This window comes from Frankia torreyi, from assembly GCF_000948395.1.
Taxonomy (GTDB): domain Bacteria; phylum Actinomycetota; class Actinomycetes; order Frankiales; family Frankiaceae; genus Frankia; species Frankia torreyi.
The window spans coordinates 14,674-28,373 of record NZ_JYFN01000012.1 but is presented as its reverse complement, the minus strand read 5'-3'; the positions used below and the strand labels follow the sequence as shown (position 1 = coordinate 28,373).

At 75.8% G+C, this 13,700-nt stretch carries 12 protein-coding genes; 6 read left to right on the top strand and 6 right to left on the bottom strand.

Annotated elements, in window-relative coordinates; genetic code table 11:
- Positions 1-13 precede the first annotated feature (13 nt).
- A complete protein-coding gene (locus FF36_RS09765; protein WP_044884693.1) occupies positions 14-1,195 on the top strand; it encodes a cation:proton antiporter in 1,182 nt (393 codons plus the stop codon).
- Positions 1,196-1,373: 178 nt separating this feature from the next.
- On the top strand, positions 1,374-2,147 hold the full coding sequence (gene fabI, locus FF36_RS09760) for an enoyl-ACP reductase FabI (RefSeq protein ID WP_044884692.1): 774 nt from the start codon (positions 1,374-1,376) through the stop codon (positions 2,145-2,147).
- Between the two features lie 98 nt (positions 2,148-2,245).
- Here fabI and FF36_RS09755 read toward each other — a convergent pair whose 3' ends face one another.
- Both FF36_RS09755 and FF36_RS09750 read right to left on the bottom strand, forming a co-directional pair.
- Positions 2,246-5,137 carry a pyruvate dehydrogenase gene (locus FF36_RS09755; protein WP_422615082.1) on the bottom strand — a complete coding sequence of 964 codons (2,892 nt, stop codon included), beginning with the start codon at positions 5,135-5,137 and terminating at the stop codon, positions 2,246-2,248.
- A 262-nt stretch (positions 5,138-5,399) separates the two neighbouring features.
- Positions 5,400-5,726 carry a DUF167 domain-containing protein gene (locus FF36_RS09750; RefSeq protein WP_044884690.1) on the bottom strand — a complete coding sequence of 109 codons (327 nt, stop codon included), beginning with the start codon at positions 5,724-5,726 and terminating at the stop codon, positions 5,400-5,402.
- Positions 5,727-5,964: 238 nt separating this feature from the next.
- Here FF36_RS09750 and fabG point away from each other — a divergent pair, with 238 nt between their 5' ends.
- The 4 genes from fabG to FF36_RS09730 all read left to right on the top strand — a co-directional run bounded on the left by fabG (position 5,965) and on the right by FF36_RS09730 (position 9,068).
- A complete protein-coding gene (gene fabG / locus FF36_RS09745; protein WP_035920461.1) occupies positions 5,965-6,681 on the top strand; it encodes a 3-oxoacyl-ACP reductase FabG in 717 nt (238 codons plus the stop codon).
- 377 nt (positions 6,682-7,058) lie between these two features.
- Positions 7,059-7,364, top strand: a complete 306-nt coding sequence (locus tag FF36_RS09740) for a hypothetical protein (protein WP_044884689.1) — start codon at positions 7,059-7,061, stop codon at positions 7,362-7,364.
- Positions 7,361-8,536 carry a ferrochelatase gene (locus tag FF36_RS09735; RefSeq protein WP_044884688.1) on the top strand — a complete coding sequence of 392 codons (1,176 nt, stop codon included), beginning with the start codon at positions 7,361-7,363 and terminating at the stop codon, positions 8,534-8,536. Before FF36_RS09740 ends, FF36_RS09735 begins: the two co-directional genes overlap by 4 nt.
- 16 nt (positions 8,537-8,552) lie before the next feature.
- Positions 8,553-9,068 carry a DUF3090 domain-containing protein gene (locus tag FF36_RS09730; RefSeq protein WP_011605634.1) on the top strand — a complete coding sequence of 172 codons (516 nt, stop codon included), beginning with the start codon at positions 8,553-8,555 and terminating at the stop codon, positions 9,066-9,068.
- 115 nt (positions 9,069-9,183) lie between these two features.
- Here the strand turns inward: FF36_RS09730 and FF36_RS09725 are convergent, their stop codons facing one another.
- From FF36_RS09725 to FF36_RS09710, 4 genes are read right to left on the bottom strand one after another with little or no spacing between them, the layout of a single operon-like run.
- On the bottom strand, positions 9,184-9,978 hold the full coding sequence (locus FF36_RS09725; protein WP_173667302.1) for a hypothetical protein: 795 nt from the start codon (positions 9,976-9,978) through the stop codon (positions 9,184-9,186).
- A gap of 29 nt (positions 9,979-10,007) precedes the next feature.
- Positions 10,008-10,856, bottom strand: coding sequence for an SGNH/GDSL hydrolase family protein (locus FF36_RS09720; RefSeq protein ID WP_044884687.1), 849 nt, complete (start codon positions 10,854-10,856; stop codon positions 10,008-10,010).
- Positions 10,857-10,869: 13 nt separating this feature from the next.
- Complete coding sequence (locus FF36_RS09715) at positions 10,870-12,063, bottom strand: glycosyltransferase (RefSeq protein ID WP_044884769.1); 1,194 nt, start codon at positions 12,061-12,063, stop codon at positions 10,870-10,872.
- Positions 12,060-13,475, bottom strand: a complete 1,416-nt coding sequence (locus FF36_RS09710) for a glycosyltransferase family 4 protein (RefSeq protein WP_199865364.1) — start codon at positions 13,473-13,475, stop codon at positions 12,060-12,062. Before FF36_RS09710 ends, FF36_RS09715 begins: the two co-directional genes overlap by 4 nt.
- Positions 13,476-13,700: the final 225 nt, after the last annotated feature.

Below are 13,700 nucleotides of genomic sequence, written 5' to 3'. Positions count from 1 at the left end.
TTGGCCGGATCGAGTGCATTCCACCGCGACGACCTTCCTCGAGCTCGGGGGAGTTCTGTTCTCCCTCGGCATCCTCGGACATCTGGCGCTGCGCGTCGGAATCTCCCCCATCCCGCTCTATCTCGTCGGTGGCCTGGCGTTCGGTCACGGCGGGCTGCTGCCGCTCGGCGCCAGTGAGGAGTTCATCAGCGTCGGCGCCGAGATCGGCGTCGTCCTGCTGCTGCTCACCCTCGGGCTGGAGTACACCGCCGGCGAGCTGCTGTCCGGCCTGCGTAAACAGGCCCGCGCCGGGGTCTTCGACCTCGTCCTGAACGCCACCCCGGGCGTCGTGGCGGCGTTCGTGCTGGGCTGGGGTCCGACGGCGGCGGTGGTCCTCGGCGGGGTGACGGCGATCTCCTCGTCCGGGATCATCGCGAAGGTCCTCGGCGACCTCGGTCGGCTCGGTAACCGGGAGACGCCGGTCGTGCTGTCCGTCCTCGTGCTCGAGGACCTGGCGATGGCCGTGTACCTGCCGATCCTGACCGCGCTGCTGGCCCACCACAGCTTCGCCCGTGGGTCGCTGACGGTGGCGATCGCCCTCGGCCTGCTCGTCGCCGTCCTCTATGTCGCGCTGCGGCACAGCGACAAGGTGACCCGTCTGGTGTTCAACCCGTCGGCGGACCGCGACGACGAGGTCCTGCTGCTGCGGGCGCTGGGGCTGGCGCTGCTCGTGGCCGGCCTCGCCCAGCGGATGCAGGTGTCCTCCGCCGTCGGCGCGTTTCTCGTCGGCATCGCTCTGTCCGGTCCCGTGGCCGAGGGGGCGCAGGAGGTGCTCCGGCCGCTGCGGGATCTGTTCGCGGCCGTCTTCTTCGTCTTCTTCGGCATGCAGACGGCCCCCGCCGACATTCCCCCGGCGCTGCTTGCCGGGTCGCTGCTGGCGCTTGCCGGCGTCGTGACAAAGGTCATGACGGGGTGGTGGGCGGCCCGCTCCGCCGGGATCGGGACGATGGGTCGGTTCCGGGCGGGCGCGGCCCTCGTCGCGCGCGGCGAGTTCTCGATCGTGATCGCCGGCCTCGCCGTGGCGGCCGGCATCGAACCGAAACTGGGGCCCCTCGCCGCCTGCTATGTGCTGCTCATGGCGATTATCGGCCCGCTGGCCGCCCGCTTCGTCGAGCCGGTGACCCGCACCACCCGCCGTCGGCTGGGCCGCTCCTGATCACCGGACCGCGGCGCCGCATCGACGAGCCCGCAACGGTTGGTCCACGTTCCCTCGATATCGGGTGGGGCCCTCCGTGTGCCGTGCGCCGGCCGCGGCGTCGTCCAACCGGAACGGGGGCAGACTTCCGGGCCCGGGTGTGCCCACTCGGGCGGCCATGTTTGGCAGGATGCGGCCCATGAGCGGACTTCTCGAAGGTAAGCGCGTTCTCGTCACCGGTGTTCTCACGGAAGCATCGATCGCGTTCAGCGTTGCCCGTATCGCGCAGGAACAGGGCGCGCAGGTGGTTCTCTCCGGATTCGGACGTGGCCTGTCGCTGACGCGGCGCATTGCCAAGCGCCTGCCCAGCGAGGCGCCGGTCGTCGAGCTGGACGTCACCGACGAGGAGCAGTTGGCCGGTCTCGCCGGGCGGGTGCTCGAACACGTCGACGGTCTGGACGGGGTGCTGCACGCGATCGGTTTCGCCCCCGAGTCGGTCCTCGGCGGCAAACCGTTCGTCGAGGCCGCCTGGTCCGAGGTCGGCACTGCCCTGCAGGTGTCGACCTGGTCGCTGGCCTCCCTGACCCGGGCGGCCCTGCCCCTGTTCGGGGACCGGGCGTCGGTGGTGGGCCTCGACTTCGACGCCTCCGTCGCCTGGCCGTCCTACGACTGGATGGGCGTCGCCAAGGCGGGCCTGGCGTCCACGGCCCGTTACCTCGCCCGCGACCTCGGCCCGCGCGGCGTCCGGGTGAACCTGGTGGCGGCCGGCCCGCTGCGCACGATGGCAGCCAAGAGCATCCCGGGTTTCAGCCAGTTCGAGGATGTCTGGGACGGTCGGGCGCCACTGGGCTGGAGCGTCCACGACACGACACCCGCGGCCCAGGCGTGCGTGGCGCTGCTGTCGGACTGGTTCCCGGCGACCACCGGCGAGATCGTCCACGTCGACGGCGGCGTCCACGCGGTCGGCGTCTGACGCGGTCGGCGTCTGACGCGCGGCCGCCCGCGCCGGGCCGCGCCGGGCCGTGGTGGGCCGACCGGCGGGCGTTGTGGCCGAGGTCGGCCCGCCGCCGATCAGCCGGCGGTCGCCGTCTCGTCGAGCAGGTCCAACGCCGTTCCGACGATCACGTCCACGGTGACGGGTACGGTCCCCGGCCGGACCGCCGCCCCGGCGGCGTCCGGCGGCGGCGTGGCTGAGCCGAGCGTCGAGATCGGATCGCCGTGCACGCCCGCCAGGAAACTCAGCGCCCGCGGATCGCCGTCGACAACGGTGACCATCGGACACCGCCGGTCGGCCGGGAAGAGCTCGGCGAGCAGCGCGTCCGACCCCTCGGCCAACCCGCGGCGGGCCTGCAGCGCCTGGAAGACGGCTCCCGGCGAGGTCAGGCAGACCACGGTCACCTCGTGGCCGAGCCCGGAGCGCAACTCCGCCGCGGCGCGCAGCACCTCCGGCATGACCGGGCCGACACCGACCAGGGTGATCGCGGCTGCCGGCCCGCCCTCGTGCAGCCGGTAGCCGCCGGCGAGCACCAGGGCGCGACGGCGGCGCCAGCCGTCCGCGTCCACCGGGAGCTCGGCGAGCCGCTGGTCCACCGGGCGGGCGGAGAGCTGGATCAGGCTGGAGGCACCGTCGAGTCGGGCCAGCCGGCCGAGCCCCGCCAGCAGGCACCAGGCGAGATCGTGGGCGAACGCCGGCACCCAGGTCGTCGCGATCCCGGCCGGGGCGCCGTCGCCGCCGTTCCAGGCCAGAGCGCGGGTGATCGGGTCGAGTCCGGTGTCGGCCACCGCCAGCACCGAGCGGGCGTCGGCGCTGCCGGCGGCGAGCCAGCCGGGCAGCACCCGACCTGCCGACACCTCGTCGGCGACCCCGATGGGCAGCAGCGGCAGACCCTGCCGGCTCCACGCCACCCCCAGCGAGCCGAGAACCCCGCCGAAGGCCGCCGCCGACAGTCCGCCGGCCACATGCCGCCCCGCCGGGGCATCGCCCTCGCCGTCATCCGCGCCGCCCGGCCGCATCAGGTCGGTCGCGCCCCCCACACCGCCCACCGCGTCGATGATTGCCGGTTCCGCCCTGGAGGCGGGGTCGGTGGTGCTGCCGGGCGACGCCGTGCCGCCGCCGGAAGGCCCGCCGGCGGCGGCCAGCCAGCCGGCGAGCACGGGATCGGCGGCCCGAGTGCTGATCGTGACCACCGCGGCCGCCGCCTGCGGGGCGAGCCGCGGCAGATCTCGCAGCAGGTCCCCGAACGCCTCCTGGGTGGAGATCCGCTCCGGGAAGCGGCGGGCAGCCGCGTGTGCGGGCACCGGGGCGGGACTGCGCAGCGGCACCGGAGCACGGTCGAGATAACGCGCGACGTGGCGGGCGAGCCGCCGCGCTGCCGGATCCTGGGACAGGGCGACAACCGCCCCGTCGACGTCGGTCGCCGCACCGGCCCCGTTGCGGGAGGCGAGGTTGCGGGAGGCGAGCTGCGCGGCTGCCGGCGCGGGTGGGTCGCGGCGGCTGGTGTCCGCGGCCGGGTACGGGCCGTCCTCCGGCGCGAGCCGGTCGCCGGTGTAGGCGAACAGCACCGTGGGCCGGTCCGCGGCCACCTCGTCGAAGGCGTCGATCAGCAGCGGGATGTCGTGCCCGCCCAGATCGCCCAGGCAGGCGAGGATCTGCTCGTCGGTGAGGGTATCCAGCAACCGGCTGATGCCGGCGCCGGCCGTGCCCGGCCCGGCGAGGCGGCGGCGCAGGTCCGCCCCGCGGGCGTGCAGCAGGTCCCGGAACTCGGCCGGAGTGAGCAGGTCGAGTCGGGACCGCAGCGCGTGGCCGCCGGGCGCCCGGAACAGCGCCTCGAGCCGACGGCCGTACCGCACGGTCAGGACCTGCCAGCCGGCCGCCTCGAACAGCCGCGCCGCACGGCCCGGCCCGCCGATCCCGCCGGGGCCGCCGGTGGCGGCGGACACGCTGGTCCCGGTCACCATCACCACCCAGAGCAGCTCGCCGAGATGGGCGGCCCGCTCGTCGGCGATCGTCTCCCAGACGGCCGGGTCGCGTAGCTCGGCGTAGTCGATCAGGCAGATCTGGCGTCCCCGCGGGGTGCGGTCGAAGCGCTCGCCGGCGTACCGGCGGGCCAGCGCCGCCCACACCGTTCCACTCGGCCCGACGTTGCCGGCGCCCAGCACGCGCAGGGGGCGGGAGTCCGCCAGAGGCGGCGCGCCGTCGGGCCGCAGCCAACCGGCCGGCGGGTCGCCCGCCGCCGGCCCGCCGATCGGGTCGCCGGCCACCCGCGCGTCCTCGAGCACGTGATGGACGGCGTGGACCAGCGCGGCGGCCCGGGGCGTCACGCTGACCCGATCCTCGGCGCGCAGCGAGTCGAACCACAGGACGGTGGCGATGCTCGAGGCCGCGGCCACCCCAGCCCGCTCGCTGCGGGCGGCGGCCGGGGAGCGCCGCCCGGAGCGCACGCCGTCCTCGACGGCCGCGGTGGCGGTGGCACGCAGCCGACGCTCCACCGCGGCCAGCGCGGCGAGATCGAGTACCCCACCGGGCGGGCCCGGCGTGACCGGTTCCGGTGCGCTACCGGCGATCAGGTCCGGTCTGCCAGGCGTGGCCGGCCCGTGGGGCGCGGCCGGCACCACGGCGCCCGGCGCCGCCGGTGGTCCCGCGGGCTCCCCGGCGTCGGCGGGCCAGGGGCGGCGAGCGGCGGCCGGCGACATCACCATGGAGTCCTCGTCTCGATCTTGCTGGATGTCCGCGCCGGATCGCAGGGGCGGGCGGGCCGGGGCCATCGCGCCGTCCTCCTGGCCCGGTCGAGGGGTGGCGTCCGGCGCGGCGGTGTCCGGGGCGTCTGCGGCGTCTGCGGCGTCCGCGGCGTCGGGGACGTCGGGGACGTCGGGAGCATCCGGGATGTCTGGTCCCATGGTCAGCTCCCCCCGACCCGCATGCGCCCGCAGGGCGTCCGCCGGTCTGACTTCCGGCCTGCGCATGACCGGCCTTCGTCCCACGACACCGACCTCCCAATGTCCGGACGTGCGGTGCGGGCCGGAGGTTGTGCCGCCGGCCGGATCGGCGACACACGTCCACTACGCGCGGCGGGCCCGCGTCCGGCGTCCCGTTTCGTGGTGGTCGCACCATTTCAGCATCCGTGGGCGGTTGCGGTGCCGCGGGCTGAACTCCGCCGACCCCGCGTCGCCGGTGCGCGCCCCACCGGCGACGCCCCGGCTCTGCCGTGCGGCCGGGCGAGACCCGTCAGTCCGTCGTGGTGCTGGCCGTCCCCTTGAGGTCGTCGGCGGCGAGCAGACGGTCGAGGCGGGCGCGCAGCGCCGGTTCGTCCGCCTCGGGCGCTGTGAGCTCGACGGTCTTGACCCGGCTCGTGGCCCCGCGGACGAGCCGCACCTGCGGATGGCGCAGACCGAGCGCGCCGGCCAGGGCGCGCAGGGCGGCCTCGGTCGCCCGGCCGTCGACGGCCCGCTCGGTCACCCGGACGATCAACATCGCACCCGCCCGCGGATCCGTCCAGCGCCCGCCCACGCCGGCTCGCCCGGCGCCCGGTTGGACCCGGATCGTCACCCGCATGACTGCTATCGTGCCGCACCGCCGCACCGCCGCACCGCCGCACCGCCGCACCGCGCGAGCTCGTGTCGCGGCGTGAGGACGAGGGTGATCTGGACACCGCACGTCTGCGGCGCCGACGCGGGCACGATGCCACCAAGGGGTGACCACGGGGGTGATGGTTCCCCGCGGTCCTCCGGGATGTGTGTGTCGTCGGCCGGGACGGTCCGGAGACGGTGGATCGGCCGGCTACTATCCGGCCATGGTCGAAAACGAGGGTCGCGTGGCCCTGGTGACGGGTGGTAACCGCGGCATCGGCGCCGCCTGCGCGGTCGCGCTCGCCGCCGCGGGAGACCGGGTTGCGGTCGCCAGCCGCGGCGGCTCCGCCCCCGAGGGCATGCTCGGCGTCCGGATGGACGTCGCCAACACCGAGAGCGTCGACAAGGCATTCGCGGAGGTCGAGGCCGAGTTCGGCCCGGTCGAGATCGTCGTGTCGAACGCGGGCATCGTGCGCGACACCCTGTTGGCCACGATGAGCGAGGACGCCTTCCAGGAGGTCGTCGACACGAACCTGCTCGGCGCGTACCGGGTGGCCAAGCGGGCGGCGCGGCCGATGATGCGGATGCGCCGCGGGCGGCTCATCTTCGTCTCCTCCGTCGTCGCGTCCACCGGCGGGCCCGGGCAGTCCAACTACGCCGCCTCCAAGGCCGGCCTGATCGGTTTCGCCCGGTCCCTCGCCCGGGAGCTGGCACCCCGCAACATCACCGCCAACGTCGTCGCCCCCGGCCCGATCCGTACGGACATGACCGACGCGCTGACCGAGGCCCAGCGGGCGGCGCTCACCGCCCAGGTGCCCGGCGGGCGGATGGGCGAGCCGGCGGACGTCGCCGCCCTCGTCGCCTTCCTGGCCTCGCCCCAGGCCGGGTACATCAGCGGTGCGTTGATTCCGGTCGACGGCGGACTGAGCATGGGGCACTGATTCCCAGCCCGGTTGACCGCGGCCGAGCGCCACGGCCGGCCGCACCCTCGCGCCGCGCGGACAGTTCCGACGGCCGCCGCGCGGACGGGTCCGACGGCCGATAGGACCAGTTCGTCAAGCCGGTCACCGACCCGCGCGGCCGCACATCACGGCGCCGGCCCGCGGGCCGGGCTGCGCCGGCGCACGCCGGCCGGGCCCGCGGGTGGGTGAGGGACGTCGCCGACGGATATCGTGGGCGGCGAAGCCTTGCTGCGCGCCGTCGAGCCGTGGCCGTGCGCGGCGGCCGGCGTCACCCGGCGTCGGTCCTGGCCCACCGCTCTCGTCCTGGGCGGTGGCGCCGAGGCCGCCGCAGCCACAGCCACGAAGGGGTGGGTCCGATGAGCGTGATCCGGGTGGAACCGCGTGGTGGCCGCGACTTCGACGTGGAGGCCGCCGAGGAGACCTCGCCCGGCGTGCCCGGTCTCTCCTTTTCGTTCCGGGTCACCGTCGACGACGCGGTGCTCGCCGCGAGCGGGACGGACGTCGGCGACGAGCCGGGGATGATTGCCCTGGTCCGCGCGTCGTTCGAGTACCTGCTGGCCCGGGAACCGGCGGGAGCGATCCTGCCGGAGTTCGAGCTGTCGACCATCGGCCGCTACTTCCCGACCTACCCGGCCGACCTCGCCAACCGCGTGCCGCGATGACCGTGACGCCCGCGACGCCCGGGACGCTGGGGGTCGCCAGCGACGTCGACGCGCTGCTGCTGGTCTCCTTCGGCGGCCCCGAGGGCCCCGACGACGTGCTGCCGTTTCTACGCAACGTCACGGCCGGGCGGGATGTCCCGCAGTCGCGGCTCGAGGTCGTCGCCGAGCAGTACCGGATGTTCGGCGGACGCAGCCCGCTCAACGACCAGAACCGTGCGCTGGCCGAGGCCCTGCGGGCGGAGCTGCCCGGCCTGCCCGTCTACTGGGGCAACCGCAACTGGGCGCCCTACCTGACCGACACGGTCGCCGAGATGGCCGCCGCCGGGGTCCGCCGGGCGGCCTGCTTCGTCACCTCGGCGTTCTCGTCGTACTCGGGCTGCCGCCAGTACCGGGAGAACCTGGCCGCGGCGCTTGCCGCACTCCCGCCGGCCCTCGCCGCCCCGGAGCTGATCAAGCTGCGCCTGTTCTTCGACCATCCCGGCTTCGTGGAGCCGATGGTCGACCGGTGCGTCGCCGCGCTGGCCGAGCTGCCCGAGAAGGCGCAGGCCGACGCCCACCTGCTGTTCACCGCGCATTCCCTGCCGCTGTCGCAGGCGTGGGCCAGCGGTCCCCACGGCGACGCCTACCCGCGCCAGCTACGCGCCGTGGCGGGAGTGATCGCCGCCGGGGTCGAGCGTGTCACCGGGGTCCGCCATCCCGTCGAGCTGGCCTACTGCAGCCGCAGCGGACCGCCGGCGGTGCCCTGGCTGGAGCCGGACGTGGGCGATCGGCTGGTCGAGCTCGCCGGCGCCGGGGCGGTGGGCGCCGTCGTCGTGCCGCTCGGCTTCGTCAGCGATCACATGGAGGTCGCCTACGATCTCGACGTGCTCGCCGCGCAGCGGGCGGCGCAGGTCGGGCTGCCGGTGGCGCGCGCCGGCACGGTGGGCACCGACCCGCGGTTCGTCGCGATGGTGCGGGAGCTCGTCGAGGAGATCCGGCATCCGGACCTGCCCCGCCGGGCGCTGACCGAGTTCGGACCATGGCCGCAGAGGTGCGCCGCGCACTGCTGCCTGCCGCCGCGGCGGTCACCTGGCGCCATCCAGGACGCCGCGAAGGGTGGACGGCATGCGGATGCGGCGATACTGATGGGGAACGACGCAACCAGCACCGGACGACGAGGCGAACGAAGGTAACGGAGCGATCGGAGATATGCAGCGCTACGTGTTCGAATCCCCGGAGCGGTTCGTGGTGGGAACGGTGGGCCAGCCCGGTGACAGGGTCTTCTTCCTGCAGGCCGCCGGCCGGGGGCAGGTCGTGACCGTGGGCTTGGAGAAAACCGAGGTCACGGCGCTCGCCGAGGGGCTGAACACGCTGCTCGGCCAGGTCGGTCAGACCCAGGGGATACCGCTTCCGGCCGCCTCGGACGTCGAGATCGATCTCGCCCCGCTGGACGCGCCGTTCCAGGAGGACTTCCACCTGGGGCAGCTCACCGTCTCCTGGGACGGCCACCGGGTGTTCGTCGAGGCGGCCGGGATCTCGCCCGGGGAGATCCGGCTGCCCGAGAGCGAGGACGAGCTCGACTCGCTGCGGGTCGGCCTGTCCATCCGGCAGGCCCGGGCCTTCATCGAACGGGCCCGCACGATCGTCGCCGCCGGTCGCCCGGCGTGCGTCCTGTGCGGTCGCCCCGACGACCCCGCGGGCCACTTCTGCCCCCGGCTGAACTGACCGGCCCCACCGGTTCACCCGGCGCCGGTCCTTGCGGCGCCGGTCCTCCCGGCCCGGTTCACCTGAGGCCGTGTTACCTCGGGACCGCGCTGCCCGCGCCCGCGCCCGAGCCGGTTCAGTGCGGCGGCGGCACCGTCGCGCAGGACGGGTCGAACGCGTCGTAGGCGGCCTCGTAGGCGCGCCGCACCGCCGCGGACAGGCTGCGCAGGGCCGCGGACCGCCGCGCGATCTCGTGGGCCGTCACCGCGGCACCGTCGTCGCGGGCCGCCAGGTCCAGCAGGGTCGACAGCCGCTCCGCCCGGGCGAGCAGGGCGTGGGCGGCAGACGGGTGGCCCGGGCCCAGCCCCGGCCCCGGTTCCTCCTCGCCGCGGTCGCGCAGCAGGGCGAGTACCTCGGGGCGGGCGCTGGCGATGTCCAGATGCACCAGGGCGGCCGTGGTCGTGCGGATCGCGTCGCTGAGGTCGTGCTCGGCGGCGCGCAGCCCGGCGCCGGGCGGCGGCACCCTGGCCGCGGGCAGCACCCGCCAGTGCACCGACTCCAGCCGGCCCTCCAGCGCCGGACCGTGCACGACGACGCTGGGGACGAGCAGCAGCGGCGGGGTCGGCCCGACGACGAGGACGGCCTCACCCGCGGTGATCGCGTCGCGGTTCACCTCCGGCGGGCCGGGCAGGCCGGCGACGTCACCCGGGGCGGGCAGGACGAGGCGCAGCCGCTGCGCGCCGGCTGTGCGCAGGGCGCCGAGACCGAGGACAAGCGGCTCGTCGCCGAGGGTGTGCGGCGCCGCCTCGCCGCCGAGCGCGCGGTGCACCTGCGTGATGACGTCGTCCAGTCCGACGAGCCCGGCAAGCCATGCGTTGCCCCAGCCGGTGAGGACGCCGGACCGGGGCGAGGCTGACAGGGCGGGAAGCACATTGCCTACCGTAGGCAATCGAGGGGGTCTCAGGCGCGCCGAGGGTGGCTCACGAGCCGATTTTCCGTGTGATAGGCGTGCCGGTCGCCGCCGGCCAGGCACCGACCGGCGAGCCAGGGCAGGCCGACGCTGAGCAGCCAGTAGGAGTGCCGGAGCGCACCCGGGGCCGTGACCTCGGCGTCCGCGCCGCCCGCGGCATCCGGCCCGGACGGCGCGCCGACAAGTGGTACCCCGGCCTGGGCGAGCCGGTGGGCGAACGCCTGCGCGATCAGCCGGTGCCCGTGCGGCCCCGGATGGACCCGGTCGACGTCGAAGCTGGACCGGTGGCGCACGGCCGGATGACGGCCGAGGTCGACGACGAGCACCCCGGGATCGGCCCGGGCGGTGGCGCGCACGGCGGCGTTGAGGCGTCCGACCCGGTAGGCGAGAACGCGGGCCAGCGGCGCCGGCAGCGGAAGCAGCCGGCCGGGGTCGGGCAGGGTCGCGGTAAGCACGACCGCCCCACCGGCGCGCAGCCGGCTCACCGTCCAGACCAGGTCCTGACGCACGCGCAGCGGGTCGAACGTCCGCTTGAGCACATCGTTCATGCCCGCGATCACGGTGGCCACCTGCGGGTCGCAGGTGAGCGCGACCGGTAGCTGGCGGGTGCGCACGTCGCGGGCCGTCGCGCCGGTCGTGGCGAGGTTGGTGTAGTCGACGGCGTCGGGCGGGCCGAGGCGTTCGGCGAGCCGGGCGGCGAAGCCACGGCCGTGGGTGGCGGTGCGGCGGTGCTCGCGGCCCATGGTGACTCCGTCACCCAGCCCGACGGTGATGCTGTCGCCCAGTGCGACGAAGCGTGTCGCCGGTGGGGGGCGCCGGCCTGACCGGGCCGCGGCCATCGGTGGGCCGCCTTCAGGCGGCCATGGGCGGTGCCGGCGGCACCGGGGCCGGCGCGGCGACCGTGGCGGTGTCGGCCGTCGGCGACCCGGCGTGGCAGGTGAGGAAGCCGGCGACAGCGGCCGACCAGGTGAACTGCTCGGCCCGGGCCCGCGCCGCCGCGCGCCGGTCGGCCTCCCCGGCCGGCGGCACCGACAGCAGGTCGACGACCGCGTCGGCGAACGTGAACCCGCTGCCGGCGGCGATCGCGCCCACCCCCGGCACCACCAGCTCGGCCAGCGCGCTGGCATGGTTGACCACCACCGGCGTGCCGCTGGCGAGGGCCTCCAGGGCGGCCAGTCCGAACGTCTCCACCGGTCCCGGGGCGAGCGCGAGGTCAGCGGTGGCGAGCAGGCCGGCGAGCCGTTCGCGGTCGGCGACGAAGCCGAGGAAGGTCACGGGCAGCCCGGCGGCCCGCCGTTCCAACCGGCCGCGGTGGGCCCCGTCGCCGGCGATCACCAGGCGGACCGGAACCCGCCGGCGGACGAGCTCGGCGACGGCGTCGACGGCGGTGTCCACCCGCTTCTCCGGCGCCAGCCGGCTGGCCACGACCAGCAGCGCCTCCCGGTCCCGGGCGAACGCCCGGCGCAGCGTGCGGTCGCGGTGATCGGGGTGGAACCGGTCGAGTTCCACGCCGAGCGGGATGTGGCACAGATTCGGCGTGCCGAGCCGGACGAACTCGGCCGCGGCCCAGGCCGTCGTCGTGACGACCGTGTCGAACCCGGCGGCGAGCGAGGCGTTCGCCCGGTCCGCCGCCGCCGTCACCGGCAGCACGCCCCGCAGCGCCGGCGGCGTCCAGGTGCCGAGCAGCCGGTCGAGCCGTTCGTGGCTGACGACCAGGGACGGCACGCCGTGCCGGCGCGCCCAGCCGCCCAGCGGACGCAGGGTCGCCCGGTCGTGGACCTCCAACCGGTCGGGCTGCTCCCGGTCGAGCAGGGCCGCCACCCGCCACGGCTGGGTGATGACCCGGTAGCCGGTGCCGGGCAGGCGGGGGGCCCGAACCCGCAGCACCAGCGCGTCGGGGCGCTGCTCGACCTCGTCATGCTCCCCGGGCACGATCTGGACGACCTCGTGACCGGCCGCCGTGTAGCCCGCGGCGAGGTGGCGCAGCGTCGTCCGGATGCCGCCGGAGGCCGGCGCGACGAAGTTCGCCGCCTGCACGATCTTCATGGTGACCGCCTGTCGTCTCGTCGGGCCGCGTCCCGGCCGCCCGCCCCCGTTGCCGGCGGCCACCCGGCCGCCCCCGATCCCCGCCGGGCACCACCGCCGGACCCTGCCTGCAGGTGCCGGGCCGCCCACCCACCCGGGCCGGGCCGTCCGGGCGTCCCGGCCCGGCCGTCCGGCCCCCCGCGCGCGCCGATCTCCCGATGCCCCCCGTGCGCCCCGCGCCCCCCGTGCGCCCCGTGCGCGCCTGGCCCGGCGCGATGGCCGGCCTGTCCGCCGCGACGCGCGGTCTGTCCGCCGCCGGTGCCGAGGACGTCGCGGTAGTGGCCGAGCAGCTCGTCGCCGACCGCGCTCCAGCCGCATCCGGCGACGGAGTCCCGCGCGGCCAGCGCCATGGTGGCCCGCCGCTGCGGGTCGCTGACCAGCGCGGCGACCTGGGCGCGCAGCGCCGCCGGATCCCCCGGGGCGTAGTGCAGGCCGGTGCGGCCGTGCTCGACGACGTCGAGCAGCCCACCGGCCGCCGGGGCGACCACCGGTACCCCGCTGGCCTTGGCCTCCTGGGCGGCCTGGCAGAACGTCTCGTGCACGCCGGTGTGCACGAACACGTCCAGGCTCGCCACCGCGGCGGACAGCTCGCGGCCACTGCGGAAGCCCAGGAAGGCGGCGTCCGGCAGCGTCCGGGTGAGGGCCAGTCGGGACGGGCCATCACCGACGACGACGAGCCGGGTGCCCGGCAGGTCGGCGACCGCACCCAGCAGGTCCACCCGCTTCTCCCGGGCGAGCCGGCCGACGTAGCCGACGAGCAGCTCGCCGCCCGGGGCGAGTTGGCGGCGCAGGTCGGCGTCGCGGTGCCCCGGATCGAAACGTTCGAGATCCACGCCCCGGCTCCAGCGGGCGACCCGCTGCACCCCCTGGCGCAGCAGGGCGTCGACCGAGTCCCAGGACGGCGCGAGCGTGCGCGCCGCCAGCCGGTGCACGGTGGCGAGCCAGCGCCAGATCGTGCGCTCGGCGGTGGCCAGGCCGTAGCGGGCCGCGAACGCCGCGATGTCGGTCTGGTAGACGGCGACGCTCGGCACGTCGAGCCGCCGGGCCGCGAACACCGCCTGCGCGCCGAGCCCGGCCGGCGCCGCGAGATGAACGATGTCCGGGTCGAACTCGCGCAGCGCCGCGGGCAGGGCGGGCCACGGGACGGCGAAGCGGAACGCCGGGTAGCCGGGCATCGGCGCCGACGGCGCCCACAGCACGGGCGCGCCGGCGTGTGCGCGGGGGGCGGTGCGCCGGGCGGCCGGTGCCGGGGCCGGCGCGACGACCATCGCCTCGTGCCCGCGGTCGCGTAGATGCTCCAGGACTCGGCACACCGTGTTCGTCACCCCGTCCACGTGGGGGAGGAACGACTCGGTGATCACGGCTACGCGCACACCGAGCACGGTGGCAGGGCACGGAGCCGTCCCGCGGACGGCCAGCCGACCGCTACGTGAACGTTCCCGCACAGCTTCGTGCCGGAAAGCGTCGCCCAGGCCGGGTGGCCGAAGTTCGGGTGGCCGCGGGCCGGGTGGCCGCGGTCCGGGTGGTCCGGGGCCCCTGGCGCAGTGCGGTGCCCGATCGTGGCCGTTTTCCCCGCGACCCGGTGAGGAGGATATTGG

Bases quoted from the DNA above. Each gene is read 5' to 3' on its own strand.
- fabI (WP_044884692.1), top strand. From the start codon at position 1,374: ATGAGCGGACTTCTCGAAGGTAAGCGCGTTCTCGTCACCGGTGTTCTC.
- FF36_RS09755 (WP_422615082.1), bottom strand. From the start codon at position 5,137: ATGCGCAGGCCGGAAGTCAGACCGGCGGACGCCCTGCGGGCGCATGCG.
- FF36_RS09750 (WP_044884690.1), bottom strand. From the start codon at position 5,726: ATGCGGGTGACGATCCGGGTCCAACCGGGCGCCGGGCGAGCCGGCGTG.
- fabG (WP_035920461.1), top strand. From the start codon at position 5,965: ATGGTCGAAAACGAGGGTCGCGTGGCCCTGGTGACGGGTGGTAACCGC.
- FF36_RS09740 (WP_044884689.1), top strand. From the start codon at position 7,059: ATGAGCGTGATCCGGGTGGAACCGCGTGGTGGCCGCGACTTCGACGTG.
- FF36_RS09735 (WP_044884688.1), top strand. From the start codon at position 7,361: ATGACCGTGACGCCCGCGACGCCCGGGACGCTGGGGGTCGCCAGCGAC.
- FF36_RS09730 (WP_011605634.1), top strand. From the start codon at position 8,553: ATGCAGCGCTACGTGTTCGAATCCCCGGAGCGGTTCGTGGTGGGAACG.
- FF36_RS09720 (WP_044884687.1), bottom strand. From the start codon at position 10,856: ATGGCCGCGGCCCGGTCAGGCCGGCGCCCCCCACCGGCGACACGCTTC.
- FF36_RS09715 (WP_044884769.1), bottom strand. From the start codon at position 12,063: ATGAAGATCGTGCAGGCGGCGAACTTCGTCGCGCCGGCCTCCGGCGGC.